Genomic DNA, 14,544 nt, shown 5'->3' on the forward strand with positions numbered 1-14,544 from the left:
GTCGGCGGTGACGCCCGCCATCTCGTTGATCCGGCGGCTGGCCGGACCCGCCACGTTCACGACGACGGGGGCGTGGATCTCGGACCCGTCGCGCAGGCGCACGCCCGCGACGCGGCCGCCCCGCGTCAGGATCTCCGTCACCTCGGCGTTGAAGCGGAACCGCGCGCCGCACCGGGCGGCGGCGGCCGCGATGTTCTGGGCCGAGAGCGCGGGATCGGCGACGTAGCCCGCCGTGGGCCAGAAGACCGCGCCGCCGAGCGCGCCGCCCGTGGGCGCGCCGAAGGCCGGGTCGTCGAGGCGGCGCGCGGGCGCGAAGCGGTCGAGCCGGTAGATCGGCAGCCGCGCGAGGATGCGCGCGGCGTCCCACTCCTCGTAGGGGCAGCCGAGGGCGTCGCTCATCTCCTTGTGGCGCGCAAGGTGGCCGTTGGCCTCGGTCTTCATCACCAGGCAGCCGGTCTGCCGGAACTCGGCCAGCGTCTCGCCCTCGGGCGCCGCGAGGTAGTCGCGCCATCCGGCCCAGTCGTGGAACCCCTCCCAGGCCATCGCGCAGCCCTCGGGCGTGGAGTAGTGGACCCGGATGATCGCGCAGGAGCCCGCCGTCGAGCCGTGGCCCGCCGCCCCGTTCGCGTCGAGGCAGAGGACGTCGCGCCCCCCCTTCGCGAGCTCGTAGGCCACCGCCGCGCCGATGACGCCGGCGCCGATGACGATCGCGTCCACCGTGTCGTCCGCCGTGTCGCGCATGTCCTCCTCCGTCCTGACCCGGGCGCCAGCCTGCCGCCCCGCCGCGCGCGGCGCAAGTCGGGCTCAGGCGGCGAGGTCGATCCAGACGGGAACGTGGTCGGAGGGCTTCTCGCGCCCGCGCACGTGCCGGTCGATGCCCGCGTCGGTCATCAGGTCGGCGGCCTGCGGGCTGAGCAGGAGGTGGTCGATGCGGATGCCGTTGTTCCGCTCCCACGCGCCGGCCTGGTAGTCCCAGAAGGTGTAGAGGCCGGGCGCGGCGCTGCGGGCGCGGATGGCCTCGGTGAAGCCGAGGTTCAGGATGCGGCGGAAGGCCTGCCGGCTCTCGGGCAGCGCCAGCGCGTCGGCGCGCCAGGCCTCGGGCTTCTCGGCGTCCTCGTCCTGCGGGATCACGTTGTAGTCGCCCGCGAGCACGACCGGCATCTCGGTGGCCAGCAGGTCGCCCGCGCGCGCCCGCATCCGCTCCATCCAGGCGAGCTTGTAGTCGTATTTCGGCCCCGGCGCGGGGTTGCCGTTGGGCAGGTAGAGGCCGCAGACCCGCACCGCGCGCGTCTCGCCGGTCACGGTGGCCTCGATCCAGCGCGCCTGTTCGTCCGTGTCGTCGCCCGGCAGCCCGCGCACCACGTCCTCGAGCGGCAGCTTCGAGAGGATCGCGACGCCGTTGAAGCCCTTCTGGCCGTGCGTCTCGACGTTGTAGCCCATGTCCTCGATGGGCTCGCGCGGGAAATTCTCGTCGACCGACTTGATCTCCTGCAACAGCACGACATCGGGCCTGGCCTCGCCCAGCCAGTCGAGCAGCGCCCCGATCCGGGCCTTCACGCCGTTGATGTTGAAGGTCGCGATGCGCATGAGGTCACTCCGTCCGGCTCGGGCCCTTCATGCCGTGCCGGGGGCGGATTGCCAAGCGCCGGGACCGGGAGGGAGGCGCTCACATGGAGAAGGAGGTGCCGCAGCCGCAGGAGGAGGAGGCGTTGGGGTTCTCGATGGTGAAGCGCGCGCCGATCAGCTCCTCGGAGTAGTCGATGACGGCATCCGCGAGGAAGGGCAGCGACACGCTGTCCACCACGACCTTCTGGCCCTGGCCCTCGAGGACCATGTCGTCTTCGGTCGGCTCGTCGAGCCGGATGTCGTACTGGAAGCCCGAGCATCCGCCGCCCTCGACCGCGACGCGCAGCGCCTTGGCCTCGCCCGACGCCTCGTTGATCTCGGCCAGCCGCGCGAAGGCGCGGTCGGTGACCTTGGGGGGCAGGGTGAGCGTCAGGGTCATGGGCGGGGCCTTCTCTCAAGAACGGTCGATTTCCTCGCAGGGGAAATATATGCAGGGGCCGCGGGCCGGGCAAGGAGCGCCCGTGACCCGAACGGAGGGCCCATGCGCGCCGTCTATGCCAGCGATCCGGCGAAAAGCCGGGGGCGCCTCGTCGACGAGGGGCTCAGCACCTTCCGCTCGCCCTTCCAGCGCGACCGGGACCGGATCATCCATTCCTCGGCGTTCCGGCGGCTCAAGCACAAGACGCAGGTGTTCGTGGAGCACGAGGGCGACTATTTCCGCACGCGGCTGACGCATTCGCTGGAGGTGGCGCAGGTCGCCCGCACCATGGCGCGCGCGCTCGGCCTCGACGAGGACCTGACGGAGGCCGTGGCGCTCGCCCACGACCTCGGCCACCCGCCCTTCGGGCACACCGGCGAGGATGCGCTCTCGGCCGCGATGGCGCCCTATGGCGGGTTCGACCACAACGCGCAGGCGATCCGGATCGTGACGCATCTGGAGCGGCACTACGCCGATTTCGACGGGTTGAACCTCACCTGGGAAACCCTTGAGGGGATTGCGAAACATAACGGACCGGTCGCGCCCGTTCCGGGCGACGGACCGGTCGCGCCCGTTCCGGGCGGCGGTCCGGTCGCGCCCGTTCCGGGCGGTGGCCCCGTGGCGGACCCGATCCCCTGGGCGCTGGCCGAGTACTGCGCGCACCACGACCTCGAGCTGCATACCCATGCCAGCGCCGAGGCGCAGGTCGCGGCGCTGGCCGACGACGTGGCCTACAACCACCACGACCTCCACGACGGGCTCCGGGCCGAGCTGTTCTCGACCGACGAACTGGCCGGGCTGCCGATCCTCGACGCCTGTTTCGCCGAGGTGGACGCGCGCTATCCGGGGCTGAACTACTACCGCCGCCGGCACGAGGCGCTGCGGCGCTTTTTCGGCGTGCTGGTCGAGGACGTGCTGGCCCAGTCGACGGCGCGGCTGGCCGAACTGGACCCGCGCAACGTCGCGGACATCCGGGGGGCGGGACGCCCCGTGGTGCGTTTCTCGGACGCGCTCTTCGCGGACCTGAAGGCGATCCGCGAGTTCCTCTTCCACCGCATGTACCGCGCCCCTTCGGTCGTCGAGATGCGGGCGGAGGTCACGCGGGTCGTGGCGGAACTCTTCCCCTTCTTCATGGCGCATCCCGGGGAATTGCCGAAACAGTGGCGCAAGGACGTGGAGGACATCGCGGGCGACGAGACGGCGCTGGCGCGGATCGTGTCGGACTACATCGCCGGAATGACCGACCGCTTCGCGCTCCAGACCCATGCGCGCGTGTTCGGTTCGGAGCTGCCGGGGGTCGGGGGTATGGAAAACCTCTAGCGACAGGCGGTGCGAAACCGGGTTGCTCTCGGGGCCGTAGTGACCTCCCGGGGGAATGTTCCATGTCCATGCCGACCGCAATCCGCGCCGCCGTCATCCTGTCGCTTGCGGCACCCGCCGCGCTCGCCCAGCCGTTCGACGGCGTCTACGAATACGCCTTCTGCGACGACCCGCCCTATGTCGCGCTGACCATCGAGGGCGAGAGCGTCGCCTTCTACGAGACGCCCTGCACGCTGGCCGACGCCGCGCCGCAGGCCGAGCCCGCGGGCGCGGTGCAGTACACGATGAGCTGCGACCACGGCTCGGGGCCGCAAGCGAGTACCGTGGTCCTGTTCTTCAACCCCGACGGCGATCTCGTCCTGCGGTCGGACGGTCAGGAGGACCGCTTCGTCTCCTGCGCCGAGGGCTGAGAGAAGGCCCGAGACCGGGGCTCCGCGGTTGATCCGCGGGCCCGCCTCCGGCACACTCGCGCCCGAGGACCGAGCCCCGGAGACACCGCCATGAGACGGTTCCTGCCGCCGCGTCTCGCGGCCGTGGCCGCCGCCACCCTTGCCGGGTTTCCCGCCGGGGCCTTCCCGCTCGACGGGACCTACTTCGCCGAATGCGCGGGCGAGGGGGAGGGCTCGGAGGGGGCGGCCGAGGCGCGGCTGACCTTCCCCGAGATCTGCTTCGACGGGGCGTGCTGCGCGCTGTCGAACCCCACGCGCCTGCGCGGCCTCGAGGAGCAGTTCCTCTACGACGGCGCCTGCACGGACGCGGACGGGGCGGCGTTCGACGCCCGCATCTTCTTCGGCGAAGGGCCGGAGCCCACGAGCATCGTGATCGTGCTGCGCGGCCTCGGCATGACGCTGTCGAGCTGCCTGCCCGAGCCGCCGCCCGAGGACGCCTGAGCGCGACATTGACCTTGGGCGCGCCCGTGATACACCCCGGCACGGCATTTCCCGAGGGCGACATGAACATCTTCTCCGATATCCGCGCGGCCGTGATCGAGGGGCTCGAGGCGCTGACGCGCGAGGGCGCGCTGCCCGGCGGCCTCGACTTCGGCAACGTGGCGGTGGAGCCGCCGCGGGACGCGGCGCATGGCGACATGGCGACCAACGCGGCGATGGTGCTGGCCAAGCCCGCGGGGATGAAGCCCCGCGACATCGCCGAGGCGCTGGCGGGCGCGCTGGCGCGCGACGGGCGCATCGCGAGCGCCGAGGTGGCGGGGCCGGGCTTCCTGAACCTCCGGCTCTCGGCGGAGACCTGGCGGGGCGTCGTGCGCGCGGCCCTGGCCGCGGGCGCGGGCTACGGGCGGTCGGACCTGGGGCAGGGGCGGCGCGTGAACGTCGAGTTCGTCTCGGCGAACCCCACGGGGCCCATGCATGTCGGCCACACGCGGGGCGCGGTCTTCGGCGACGCGCTGGCGCGGCTTCTCGCCTTCGCGGGCCACGAGGTGACGCGGGAATACTACATCAACGACGGCGGCGCGCAGGTCGACGTGCTCGCGCGGTCGGTCTACCTGCGCTACCTCGAGGCGCATGGCCGGCCCGTCGCCTTCGAGGACGGCACCTATCCGGGCGATTATCTCGTTCCGGTGGGCGAGGCGCTGAAGGCCCGCGTGGGCGATGCGTATTTGGGGAAAGATGAAGGGGACTGGCTCGCCCCCATCCGGGACTTCGCGACCGAGGCGATGATGGCGCTGATCCGCGAGGACCTGCGGCTCCTCGGCGTGGAGATGGACGTCTTCTATTCGGAGAAGTCGCTCTACGGCACGGGGCGGATCGAGGCGGCGATCGCGGACCTGCGGGGCAAGGGCCTGATCTACGAGGGCACGCTGGAGCCGCCCAAGGGCAAGACGCCCGAGGACTGGGAGCCGCGGGTCCAGACGCTGTTCCGCTCGACCGACTACGGCGACGACGTGGACCGGCCGGTGATGAAATCGGACGGGTCCTGGACCTATTTCGCGCCCGACATCGCCTATCACTTCGACAAGATCGAGCGCGGCTTCGACGAGCTGATCGACATCTTCGGCGCCGATCACGGCGGCTACGTGAAGCGGATGAAGGCGGCGGTCGCCGCGCTGTCGGGGAACCGGGTGCCGCTCGACATCAAGCTGATGCAGCTCGTCAAGCTCAAGCGCGGCGACGAGGAGCTGAAGATGTCGAAGCGCGCGGGCACCTTCGTGACGCTGCGCGACGTGGTCGAGATGGTGGGTCCGGACGTCACCCGCTTCGTGATGCTGACGCGGAAGAACGACATGGCCCTCGACTTCGACGTGGACAAGGTGCTGGAGCAGTCGAAGGACAACCCGGTCTTCTACGTGCAGTACGCCCATGCGCGGATTTCCTCCGTCCTGCGGAAGGCGGCGGAGGCGGGGATCGAGGCGGGCGAGGCGGGCGACCTGTCCGCCATCGCCGATCCGGCCGAGCTCGCGCTGGTCGCCAAGCTCGCCGAGTGGCCGCGCCTCGTGGAGATCGCGGCGCAGTCGCACGAGCCGCACCGCGTCGCCTTCTACCTCTACGAGCTCGCCTCCGAGTTCCACGCGCTCTGGAACCGGGGCAACGCGCAGGCCTCGCTCCGCTTCATCCAGGAGGACGACGCGGCAACGACCCGCGCGAAACTGGCGCTGATCCGGGCCGTGGCGATTGTCATTTCCAACGGTCTTGGTATCTTGGGGGTAACTCCGGCCGAGAAGATGTAGGGGCACGAACCCCTCGCGCGGCCGGGTCGGGCAGAACTGAACAGATCCGGCCGGGCGCGATCGCGTATGGCCCGAAACCGGACAGGCGAGGTCGGGCATGGCAGTTTACGGCGATGAATTCGACGGCTACGGCGCCGGTACGTCTCCGCGTGCGGAGCGCTCCAGCCTCGGCGCGCTCCTGAATTGGACGGGCGCGCTGGTGTCGCTCGGGCTGGTCGTGGGGATGGGCGTCTGGGGGGTGCAGCTGATGCTGCGCGACGTCTCGGGCGTGCCGGTCATCCAGGCGCTCGAGGGGCCGATGCGCGTGGCGCCGGCCGATCCGGGCGGCACGCAGGCGCCCCACCAGGGCCTCGCCGTCAACCGCATCGCAGAGGGCGAGGAGGCGCAGCCGGTGCCCGACCGGCTGGTCCTCGCGCCGCCGCCTGTGGAGCTTCAGGAGATCCGCTTCGAGGCGGCGAGCACGGCGGAGGCGGCACCCGAGGCCGCGCCCGGGCCCGCGCCTCGGCCCGAGGCCGCCGATGTCGCGGCCGTGGCCACGGAGGCCGCGGGGGCTCCTGAGGCGGAGGAACCCGTCACCGCCGCCGAGACCATGGCGCTGATCGACCGGCTCCTGCGCGAGGCGCAGGCGGGCGATCCCGGCGCCGCGGCGGAGGAGGCGCCGGTCCAGCTCGCGGGTGTCATCCCGGCCTCGGTCCCCGGTGTCGCGGTGTCGCTGCGGCCCGCGGTGCGTCCCGCCGCCGTCGTCCGCTCGGACCAGGGGCGCGCGCCGAGCGTGACGCTCGCGCTGGCCTCCGCGCCCACGACGGTGGAGATCGCCGCCGCGGACCTGCCGGAGGGCACGCGGCTCGTGCAGCTCGGCGCCTACGACACGGTCGAGGTCGCGCGCGGCGAGTGGGACCGGCTGGCCGCACGCTTTCCCGACTATTTTGCCGACCGTCCCCGCGTGATCGAGGAGGCGGCGTCGGGCGGGCAGACCTTCTTCCGCCTCCGGGCGGGCGGGTTCGACGACCTCTCGGGCTCGCGCCGGTTCTGCGCCGTGCTGGTGGCCCAGGGCGCGGCCTGCATTCCCGTCACGGTGCGCTGAGGCGTGGCGGTCGCGGCCACGATCTTCGGGCTCGGGGGCGCGATCCTGGAGGCCGACGAGGCCTTCTTCTTCGCCGAGGCGAAGCCCTGGGGCTTCATCCTCTTCGCCCGCAACGTCGAGAGCCCGGAACAGCTCCGCCGCCTGACCTCGGACCTGCGCGACGCCCTGGGGCGGGATGCGCCGGTGCTGATCGACCAGGAGGGCGGGCGCGTGCAGCGGATGCGCGCGCCGCACTGGCGGGAATGGCCGCCCGCGCTCGACCACATGGCGGCGGCGGGGCGGCAGGCGGAGCGCGCCATGTTCCTCCGCGCGCGGCTGATCGCGGACGAGCTCAGGGAGGCGGGCATCGACGTGAACTGCGCGCCGCTGGCCGACGTGGCGCGCGCGGGGACGCACCCGATCCTGCGCAACCGGCTCCATGGCAGCGATGCCGCGACCGTGGCCGGGGCCGCGCGGGCCGTGGCGGACGGGCTGATGGCGGGCGGCGTCGTGCCCGTGCTGAAGCACCTGCCGGGCTACGGGCTCGGCGAGGTGGACAGCCACGAGGACCTGCCGCGCGTGACGGCATCGGCCGAGGAGTTGCGGGCGGTCGACTTCGCGGCCTTCCGGCCGCTGGCCGACCTGCCCCTCGGGATGACGGCGCATATCGTCTACACCGCCTTCGACGCGGAGGCGCCCGCGACGCTCTCGCCCGGGATGATCCGCCTCGTGCGGGAGGAGATCGGCTTCGGCGGGCTCCTGATGACGGATGATCTGTCGATGGGCGCGCTGCCCGGTCCGATCGGGGAGCGCGCGGCGCGGGCGCGGGCGGCGGGCTGCGACCTGATCCTGCATTGCAACGGCCGGATGGCCGAGATGGAGGAGGTGATGGCCGAGGCGGGCACCCTGTCGGCGGCGCAGCTCGCGCGCGGCGAGGCGGCGCTCGCGCTGCGGGCGCGGGTCGAGCCGCTTGACATCGCCGCCGCCGAGGCCGAACTTGCCGCCCTTTCCACGGGAGAGGTTCATGGCTGACACGCCGGTCCCGGCCAATGACAGCGACTGGGACGCGGTCAGCGCGCGCCGTGCCGAGGAGGCGCTGGTCGTGGACGTGGACGGCTTCGAGGGGCCGCTCGACCTGCTCCTGTCGCTGGCGCGCACGCAGAAGGTGGACCTCCGGCAGATCTCGATCCTCGCGCTGACCGAGCAGTATCTCGCGTTCATCGAGAAGGCGCGGCAGATGCGGCTGGAGCTTGCGGCCGACTACCTCGTGATGGCGGCGTGGCTCGCCTTTCTCAAGTCGCGCCTCCTCCTGCCGCCGGAACCGGGGGAGGAGGGCCCGAGCGCCGAGGATCTCGCCGCGCGCCTCGCCTTCCAGCTCGAGCGTCTCGCCGCGATGCGCGAGGTGGCGGCGCGGCTGATGGGCCGCGACAGGCTCGGGCGCGACCGGTTCGTGCGGGGGATGCCCGAAAGCGTGAGCTCGGCGCGGCGGGTGGTCTACACGGCGGGCCTGATCGACCTTCTCCAAGCCTATGCGCGGGTGCGCACGCGCGACGATTTCCGTCCCTACGCGCTCGACCGCGAGTCCGTCTTCACCATGGAGGAGGCGCTGGAGCGGCTGCGGCCGCTGATGGGCGACGTGGCGGAGTGGACGGACCTCATGAGCTTCCTTCCGAAGGGCTGGGAGACGGACCCCAGACGCCGCCGCTCGGCGACGGCGGCGAACTTCGCCGCGGCGCTCGAGCTGGCCAAGTCGGGCCGCGTGCAGATCCGCCAGACGGAGACCTTCGCACCCATCCACCTGCGGCGGAGGGACTGAGATGAGCGACCGCCCCGACGAGGCCGAGGCCCCGCGCGAGAGCCTGTTCCGCGCGCCCCCGCTCGCCGAGCAGGAGCGCATGGTCGAGGCGATGCTCTTCGCCGCCGCCGAACCGATGAGCGTGGCCGAGATGGAGGCGCGGATGCCCCATGGCTGCGACCCCGCCGAGGCGGTCCAGCTCCTGCGCCGGCGCTACGAGGGGCGGGGCGTGCAGGTGGTGCGCGTGGGCGACGCCTGGGCGGTCCGTACGGCGCCAGACCTCGGCTATCTCATGGCCCGCGAGAGCGTCGAGACGCGCAAGCTCAGCCGCGCGGCCATCGAGACGCTGGCCATCGTCGCCTATCACCAGCCGGTGACGCGCGCCGAGATCGAGGAGATCCGCGGCGTCTCGGTCAGCAAGGGCACGGTCGACCAGCTGATCGAGCTCGGCTGGGTGCGGTTCGGGCGGCGGCGGATGACGGTGGGACGGCCCGTCACCTACGTGGTGACGCAGGGGTTCCTCGACCATTTCGGCCTCGAGAGCGCGCGCGACCTCCCCGGCCTCAAGGAACTGCGCGAGGCGGGGCTGCTCGAGAGCCGCCCGCCCGAGGGCGAGGCCGCGGAACTGCCCGAGGACGAGACCGGGCAGCTCTTCGAGGACGAGCAGGCCGAGGACGACGAAGCCTGATTTTCGCCACAATTGCCGCTATGCTGCGCCCCCGCAGGCAGAATGCGCACGGGGCAGCAATGGACCGCATCGTCAACATGATCGTCGGGCGCGTCGTCCGGCAGCTCGTCAACCGCGGCGTCGATGCCGGGGTCGAGCGGGTCTTCTCCGGCAGCGGCGACGCGGCGGGCGCGGAGCCCACCGCCGAGCAGCGCCAGCGCATCGGCCAGACCAAGCGCCACGCGCGCGAGGCGATCCGGCTCGCGCGGCGCATCGGGCGCTTCTGAACCCTCCACGGTCGAGCGGTGGCCGCCGTGCCACATCCCCCGCGCGGGCGAGATCCGCGGCGGGGGTTTGCCACGTTTCCGCCACAATCGGGCTCGAATCATGGCAGCGGGGCTCAACCCGCCAAGAACAATAAAGAAGTGAGGCAGCAAAATGCACAGGCTCGTCCAGACGCTCCTGCGTCTCGTTCCGCATCGGGAACCGGCCGGCACCGGCAATCCGCATCTCCACCCCAGCGTCCGCGGCTCGAGCTACGACCGCACGCTCGCCGCCTTCAAGGCCGAGCAGGCCGAGCGCGCCGCGCGCAACGTGCGCCGCGTCGCGGGCGAGTGGAAGTCCTCGCGCCACTGAGCGGCGAGGGCAGGGGGCAAAGAGGAAGGGGCGCCCGGAGGCGCCCCTTTTCTTGTCCATCGGTGCCGCGGATCAGCAGCTGTAGTACATCTTGTACTCGACCGGGTGCGGGGTGTGTTCGAAGGCGTAGACCTCCTCCCACTTGAGCGCCAGGTAGCCCTCGATCTGGTCCTTGGTGAACACGCCGCCCTTGAGCAGGAAGTCGTGGTCGGCCTCGAGGTTCTCGAGCGCCTCACGAAGCGACGCGCAGACCGTCGGGATGCCGGCCAGCTCCTCGGGGGGCAGGTCGTAGAGGTCCTTGTCCGACGGATCGCCGGGATGGATCTTGTTCTGGATGCCGTCGAGGCCGGCCATCAGCAGGGCCGCGAAGGCGAGGTAGGGGTTCGCCGACGGGTCGGGGAAGCGGGCCTCGACGCGCTTGGCCTTCGGGCTCTCCGTCCACGGGATCCGGATGCAGCCCGACCGGTTGCGGGCGGAGTAGGCGCGCAGAACCGGCGCCTCGAAGCCCGGGATCAGGCGCTTGTAGGAGTTCGTGGACGGGTTGGTGAAGGCGTTCAGGGTCTTGGCGTGCTTGAGCAGGCCGCCGATGTAGTAGAGCGCCTCGTCCGAGAGGTCGGCGTACTTGTCGCCCGCGAAGAGCGGCTTGCCGTCCTTCCAGATCGACATGTTGACGTGCATCCCCGTGCCGTTGTCGCCGGCCATCGGCTTGGGCATGAAGGTCACGGTCTTGCCGTAGGCATGCGCGACGTTGTGGATGACGTACTTGTACTTCTGCAGCTCGTCCGCCTGCTTGGTGAGCGAGTTGAAGATCAGGCCCAGCTCGTGCTGGTTCGACGCCACCTCGTGGTGGTGCTTGTCGACCTTCATGCCGATGCGCTTCATCGTCGAGAGCATCTCGGAGCGCAGGTCCTGGCCCGGGTCGATCGGGTTCACGGGGAAGTAGCCGCCCTTGATGCCGGGACGGTGGCCCATGTTGCCCATCTCGTACTCGGTGTCGGTGTTCCAGGCACCGTCCACGGCGTCGACCTCGAAGGACACCTTGTTCATCGAGACGGCGTAGCGGACGTCGTCGAACACGAAGAACTCGGCCTCGGGGCCGAAATAGGAGACGTCGCCGATGCCGGTCGACTTCAGGTAGGCCTCGGCCAGCAGCGCCGTGCCGCGCGGATCGCGGTTGTAGGCCTCGCCGGTGTCGGGCTCGACCACGGTGCAGTGGATGCAGATCGTCTTCTCGGCGTAGAAGGGATCGACATAGGCGCTCTCGGTGTCGGGCATGAGCTTCATGTCGGAGGCCTCGATGCCCTTCCAGCCGGCGATCGAGGAGCCGTCGAACATGAAGCCTTCGTCAAGGAAGTCCTCGTCGACGAGATCGGCCATCACCGTGACGTGCTGCAGCTTGCCGCGCGGGTCGGTGAAGCGGATGTCGACGTAGGCCGCATCCTCGTCCTTGATCATCTTCAACACACTGTCTTTGCTCATCGTGACCTTCCCTTGACGTTTGGTCTGATCCGCGGGCGCGGAGCCCGCATGGGTTGATGGTTGTCGCCGTCCCGGCGCGGTGTCCGCGCAGCGCGGGCCGAGGGCTCAGAGCGCCTCTTCGCCCGACTCGCCCGTCCGGATGCGGATGGCCTGGCTCACGTCGGACACGAAGATCTTGCCGTCGCCGATCTTGTCCGTCTTGGCCGCGGCGATGATCGCCTCGATGGCGGCGTCGACCATGTCGTCGGACAGCACGACCTCGATCTTCACCTTGGGAAGGAAGTCCACGACGTATTCCGCACCCCGGTAGAGCTCGGTATGGCCCTTCTGGCGGCCGAAGCCCTTCACCTCGGTCACGCTGAGGCCCTGGATGCCGATCTCCTGGAGCGCCTCCTTCACCTCGTCGAGCTTGAAGGGCTTGATGATCGCCTCGATCTTTTTCATGCGCCCCTGACCTCCTCGCCGTCTCATCGCATTGCCGAGCCGTGACACCACTTTGTGGCGGGGGCGTCCATCGGGTAGCGTTCGCAGGGCTTCCCGCGCTGCGGGAATCCGCGCAGTGCGATTAACGAATGGGCGGAGCGCACAAGAAATGAGCATACGTGAATCTCGTGACGGCGAAGAGCTCCTGACGCCCGCGCAGATGCGCGCCATCGAGGACGCGGCGATCGCCTCGGGCGCGGTCACGGGGCGCGAGCTGATGGAGCGCGCGGGCCGGTCGGTCGTCGAAGCGATCTTCGCCGAGTGGCCCGCGTTCGCCGCCGCGCCGCACCACGCGGCGGTCCTGTGCGGGCCCGGCAACAATGGCGGCGACGGGTTCGTGATCGCGCGGCTTCTCCTGGACTGGGGCTGGAGCGTGGAGGTCTTCCACTACGGCGACCCGGCAAGGCTGCCGCCCGACGCCGCGGCCGCCCGGGAGCGCTTCGTCGCGCGCGGCGGCGCCGTCACGGCCTGGGAGCCCGCGGCGGTCGAGGCGATCGAGGCTGACCTGGTGGTCGACGCGCTCTTCGGCGGGGGCCTCGCGCGCCCGGTTCCCGAGGAGGTGCGCTATCCGCTGGCCGAACTCCAGGATCGGTGGCGCGCCTGCGGCACCGCGACGCCGCTCGTCGCCGTGGACGGCCCGTCGGGTATCTGTCTCGGGACCGGGCGTGCGCTGGCTGTGGACGTGGAACCGCCGGAGGCGGCGCTGACCGTCACCTTCCATCGCCTCCGGACCGGCCATTGCCTGTCGGACGGCATGATGAATTCGGGCCGCGTGGTCGTGGCGGATATCGGGCTCGAGCCGTTCCACGCCGCCGCCGACGGATCGGCCCGCGCGCGCCTCGCGGGGCCTGCCGCGCTGACGCGGCTTCCCCGGCACGCCGACGCGAACAAGTTCAGCCACGGGCATGTCCTCGTGCTGGCGGGCGGCCTCGGGCGCACGGGCGCCGCCCGGCTCGCCGCGCGGGGCGCGCTGCGGGTGGGGGCAGGGCTCGTCACGCTGGGTACGCCGCCCGAGGCCGTGCCCGAGGTCGCCGCGCAGATCACCGCGATCATGTGCGCGCCGGTCGCCGATGCGGAGGCGCTCGCGGCGCTGCTGGAGGACGGGCGCATCCGCGCTCTCTGCCTCGGACCCGGCCTCGGCGTCGGGCGCGCGCGGAGGCTCCTGCCCGTCTGTCTGGGCGCGGCCCCGCAGCGCCCGACCGTCCTCGACGCCGACGCGCTGACCGCGCTCGCCGAGGCGCCCGACCTCCGCGCGGCGCTCCACCCGGGCTGCGTCCTGACCCCCCATGGCGGCGAGTTCCGCAGGCTCTTCCCCGACATCTTCGACGCCCATGCGAGGGCGCCGGACGGCACGGCGCCCATGTCGAAGGCGGAGGCGACATGCGCCGCCGCGGCGCGGGCCGGTTGCGTCGTCCTGTTCAAGGGCGCGGGCACGGTGATCGCCGATCCCTCGGGCCGGACCGTGATCCACGCGGCGGTGCGCGGGCGGGCCGCCCCCTGGCTGGCGACCGCGGGGGCGGGGGATGTGCTCGCCGGCTTGATCGCGGGGCTGATCGCGCAGGACCTCGACCCGTTGACGGCCGCCGAAACAGCCGCCTGGCTGCACGTGGAGTGCGCGCGCGCCTTCGGCCCCGGCCTCATCGCCGAGGACCTGCCCGAGGCGCTGCCCGGCGTGTTCCGCGCGCTCGGCCTCTGACACCGGATTTCCCCCTTACGTCGCGGGGGACGCTTTGCTAGAGACGGCGCGCGCGGGTGTGGCGGAACTGGCAGACGCACCAGATTTAGGTTCTGGCGCCGCAAGGCGTGGGGGTTCAAGTCCCTCCACCCGCACCAGTCTGACATCGCTCGACTCAACAGGACGTGGCGGCGCGATCGGGAAACTTGAGTGCGCCGGGAAACCGAAGAGCGGGCGGGCTCACAGGTCGGTTGCCGGTCGGTCATGCGTCGCGCCGTGGCGGTTCCGGGGTGTCCACGAGGGCATCCATGAGGAATTCACGATAGTTTTGCGCTAAACCGCGGTCGTTTCGGGCCGGAGCGAGGATATGCCGCAACGGCACCGTTGGCTCGCGCGATAACCAGTCGCGGCAAAGGGCGATACGAGACGACGATGACCTCAGAGAACCGCGCACTGGCCCCGAACGGCGAGGCCCGGACGGCCAAGCCGGATGGGACGTCGCCTCCGTGGCACTCCCGCGCGACGGGCGAGACGATGGCGGCGCTGGCGACCGGCGCGAGCGGGCTCTCCGTGGACGAGGCGCGCATCAGGCTCGAGACCGGCGGGCCGAACCGGCTGCCGGAACCGCCGCGCGCGGGGGCCGTCGCGCGCTTCCTGCGCCAGTTCAACAACCTCCTGATCTACGTCCTGCTCGGTGCG

General features: G+C 71.4%; 17 protein-coding genes and 1 tRNA gene. 13 read left to right on the forward strand and 5 right to left on the reverse strand.

The features are described from left to right. From ACTS11_RS08745 to ACTS11_RS08755, 3 genes are all read right to left on the reverse strand, one after another. On the reverse strand, positions 1-741 hold a 741-nt coding region (locus ACTS11_RS08745; protein WP_442639941.1), incomplete at its 3' end, for an NAD(P)/FAD-dependent oxidoreductase. Between the two features lie 63 nt (positions 742-804). After that, the gene (gene xth, locus ACTS11_RS08750) at positions 805-1,587 is read right to left on the reverse strand and encodes an exodeoxyribonuclease III (protein WP_442639942.1); all 783 of its coding nucleotides are present in this window, start codon (positions 1,585-1,587) and stop codon (positions 805-807) included. A 79-nt stretch (positions 1,588-1,666) separates the two neighbouring features. Beyond that, on the reverse strand, positions 1,667-2,005 hold the full coding sequence (locus ACTS11_RS08755) for a HesB/IscA family protein (protein WP_442639943.1): 339 nt from the start codon (positions 2,003-2,005) through the stop codon (positions 1,667-1,669). Between the two features lie 102 nt (positions 2,006-2,107). On the opposite strand from ACTS11_RS08755, the gene ACTS11_RS08760 reads away from it, so the two are divergent. The 10 genes from ACTS11_RS08760 to ACTS11_RS08805 all read left to right on the forward strand — a co-directional run bounded on the left by ACTS11_RS08760 (position 2,108) and on the right by ACTS11_RS08805 (position 10,208). Continuing rightward, positions 2,108-3,364 (forward strand): deoxyguanosinetriphosphate triphosphohydrolase, encoded by a 1,257-nt coding sequence (locus ACTS11_RS08760; RefSeq protein WP_442639944.1) that lies wholly within the window; start codon positions 2,108-2,110, stop codon positions 3,362-3,364. A 68-nt stretch (positions 3,365-3,432) separates the two neighbouring features. Next, a complete protein-coding gene (locus ACTS11_RS08765) occupies positions 3,433-3,774 on the forward strand; it encodes a hypothetical protein (RefSeq protein WP_442639945.1) in 342 nt (113 codons plus the stop codon). A gap of 90 nt (positions 3,775-3,864) precedes the next feature. Continuing rightward, positions 3,865-4,254: a hypothetical protein gene (locus ACTS11_RS08770; protein ID WP_442639946.1), complete on the forward strand. Its 390-nt coding sequence runs from the start codon at positions 3,865-3,867 to the stop codon at positions 4,252-4,254. A gap of 62 nt (positions 4,255-4,316) precedes the next feature. Further along, positions 4,317-6,047 (forward strand): arginine--tRNA ligase, encoded by a 1,731-nt coding sequence (argS, locus tag ACTS11_RS08775; protein WP_442639947.1) that lies wholly within the window; start codon positions 4,317-4,319, stop codon positions 6,045-6,047. A 97-nt stretch (positions 6,048-6,144) separates the two neighbouring features. Continuing rightward, positions 6,145-7,131: an SPOR domain-containing protein gene (locus ACTS11_RS08780; RefSeq protein WP_442639948.1), complete on the forward strand. Its 987-nt coding sequence runs from the start codon at positions 6,145-6,147 to the stop codon at positions 7,129-7,131. A gap of 3 nt (positions 7,132-7,134) precedes the next feature. Beyond that, entirely contained in the window at positions 7,135-8,142 is a 1,008-nt protein-coding gene (locus ACTS11_RS08785; protein WP_442639949.1) for a glycoside hydrolase family 3 N-terminal domain-containing protein, read from the forward strand. Next, positions 8,135-8,926 carry a segregation and condensation protein A gene (locus ACTS11_RS08790; RefSeq protein ID WP_442639950.1) on the forward strand — a complete coding sequence of 264 codons (792 nt, stop codon included), beginning with the start codon at positions 8,135-8,137 and terminating at the stop codon, positions 8,924-8,926. The genes ACTS11_RS08785 and ACTS11_RS08790 overlap by 8 nt, the downstream gene beginning before the upstream one ends. A 1-nt stretch (position 8,927) precedes the next feature. Next, a complete protein-coding gene (gene scpB / locus ACTS11_RS08795; RefSeq protein ID WP_442639951.1) occupies positions 8,928-9,593 on the forward strand; it encodes an SMC-Scp complex subunit ScpB in 666 nt (221 codons plus the stop codon). Between the two features lie 59 nt (positions 9,594-9,652). Beyond that, entirely contained in the window at positions 9,653-9,859 is a 207-nt protein-coding gene (locus ACTS11_RS08800) for a hypothetical protein (RefSeq protein WP_442639952.1), read from the forward strand. Positions 9,860-10,010: 151 nt separating this feature from the next. Beyond that, positions 10,011-10,208, forward strand: a complete 198-nt coding sequence (locus ACTS11_RS08805) for a hypothetical protein (protein ID WP_442639953.1) — start codon at positions 10,011-10,013, stop codon at positions 10,206-10,208. 72 nt (positions 10,209-10,280) lie between these two features. Here ACTS11_RS08805 and glnA read toward each other — a convergent pair whose 3' ends face one another. After that, positions 10,281-11,687, reverse strand: a complete 1,407-nt coding sequence (gene glnA / locus ACTS11_RS08810) for a type I glutamate--ammonia ligase (RefSeq protein ID WP_442639954.1) — start codon at positions 11,685-11,687, stop codon at positions 10,281-10,283. 105 nt (positions 11,688-11,792) lie between these two features. Then, positions 11,793-12,131 carry a P-II family nitrogen regulator gene (locus ACTS11_RS08815; protein WP_442639955.1) on the reverse strand — a complete coding sequence of 113 codons (339 nt, stop codon included), beginning with the start codon at positions 12,129-12,131 and terminating at the stop codon, positions 11,793-11,795. 148 nt (positions 12,132-12,279) lie between these two features. Between ACTS11_RS08815 and ACTS11_RS08820 the strand changes: the two genes are divergently transcribed. From ACTS11_RS08820 to ACTS11_RS08830, 3 genes are all read left to right on the forward strand, one after another. Next, positions 12,280-13,866: an NAD(P)H-hydrate dehydratase gene (locus tag ACTS11_RS08820; protein WP_442639956.1), complete on the forward strand. Its 1,587-nt coding sequence runs from the start codon at positions 12,280-12,282 to the stop codon at positions 13,864-13,866. 52 nt (positions 13,867-13,918) lie between these two features. Beyond that, positions 13,919-14,003: transfer RNA gene (locus ACTS11_RS08825), tRNA-Leu, on the forward strand. Positions 14,004-14,277: 274 nt separating this feature from the next. Continuing rightward, on the forward strand, positions 14,278-14,544 hold a 267-nt coding region (locus tag ACTS11_RS08830), incomplete at its 3' end, for a cation-transporting P-type ATPase (RefSeq protein ID WP_442639957.1).

Source organism: Roseicyclus sp., from assembly GCF_052168335.1.
GTDB lineage: Bacteria > Pseudomonadota > Alphaproteobacteria > Rhodobacterales > Rhodobacteraceae > Roseibacterium.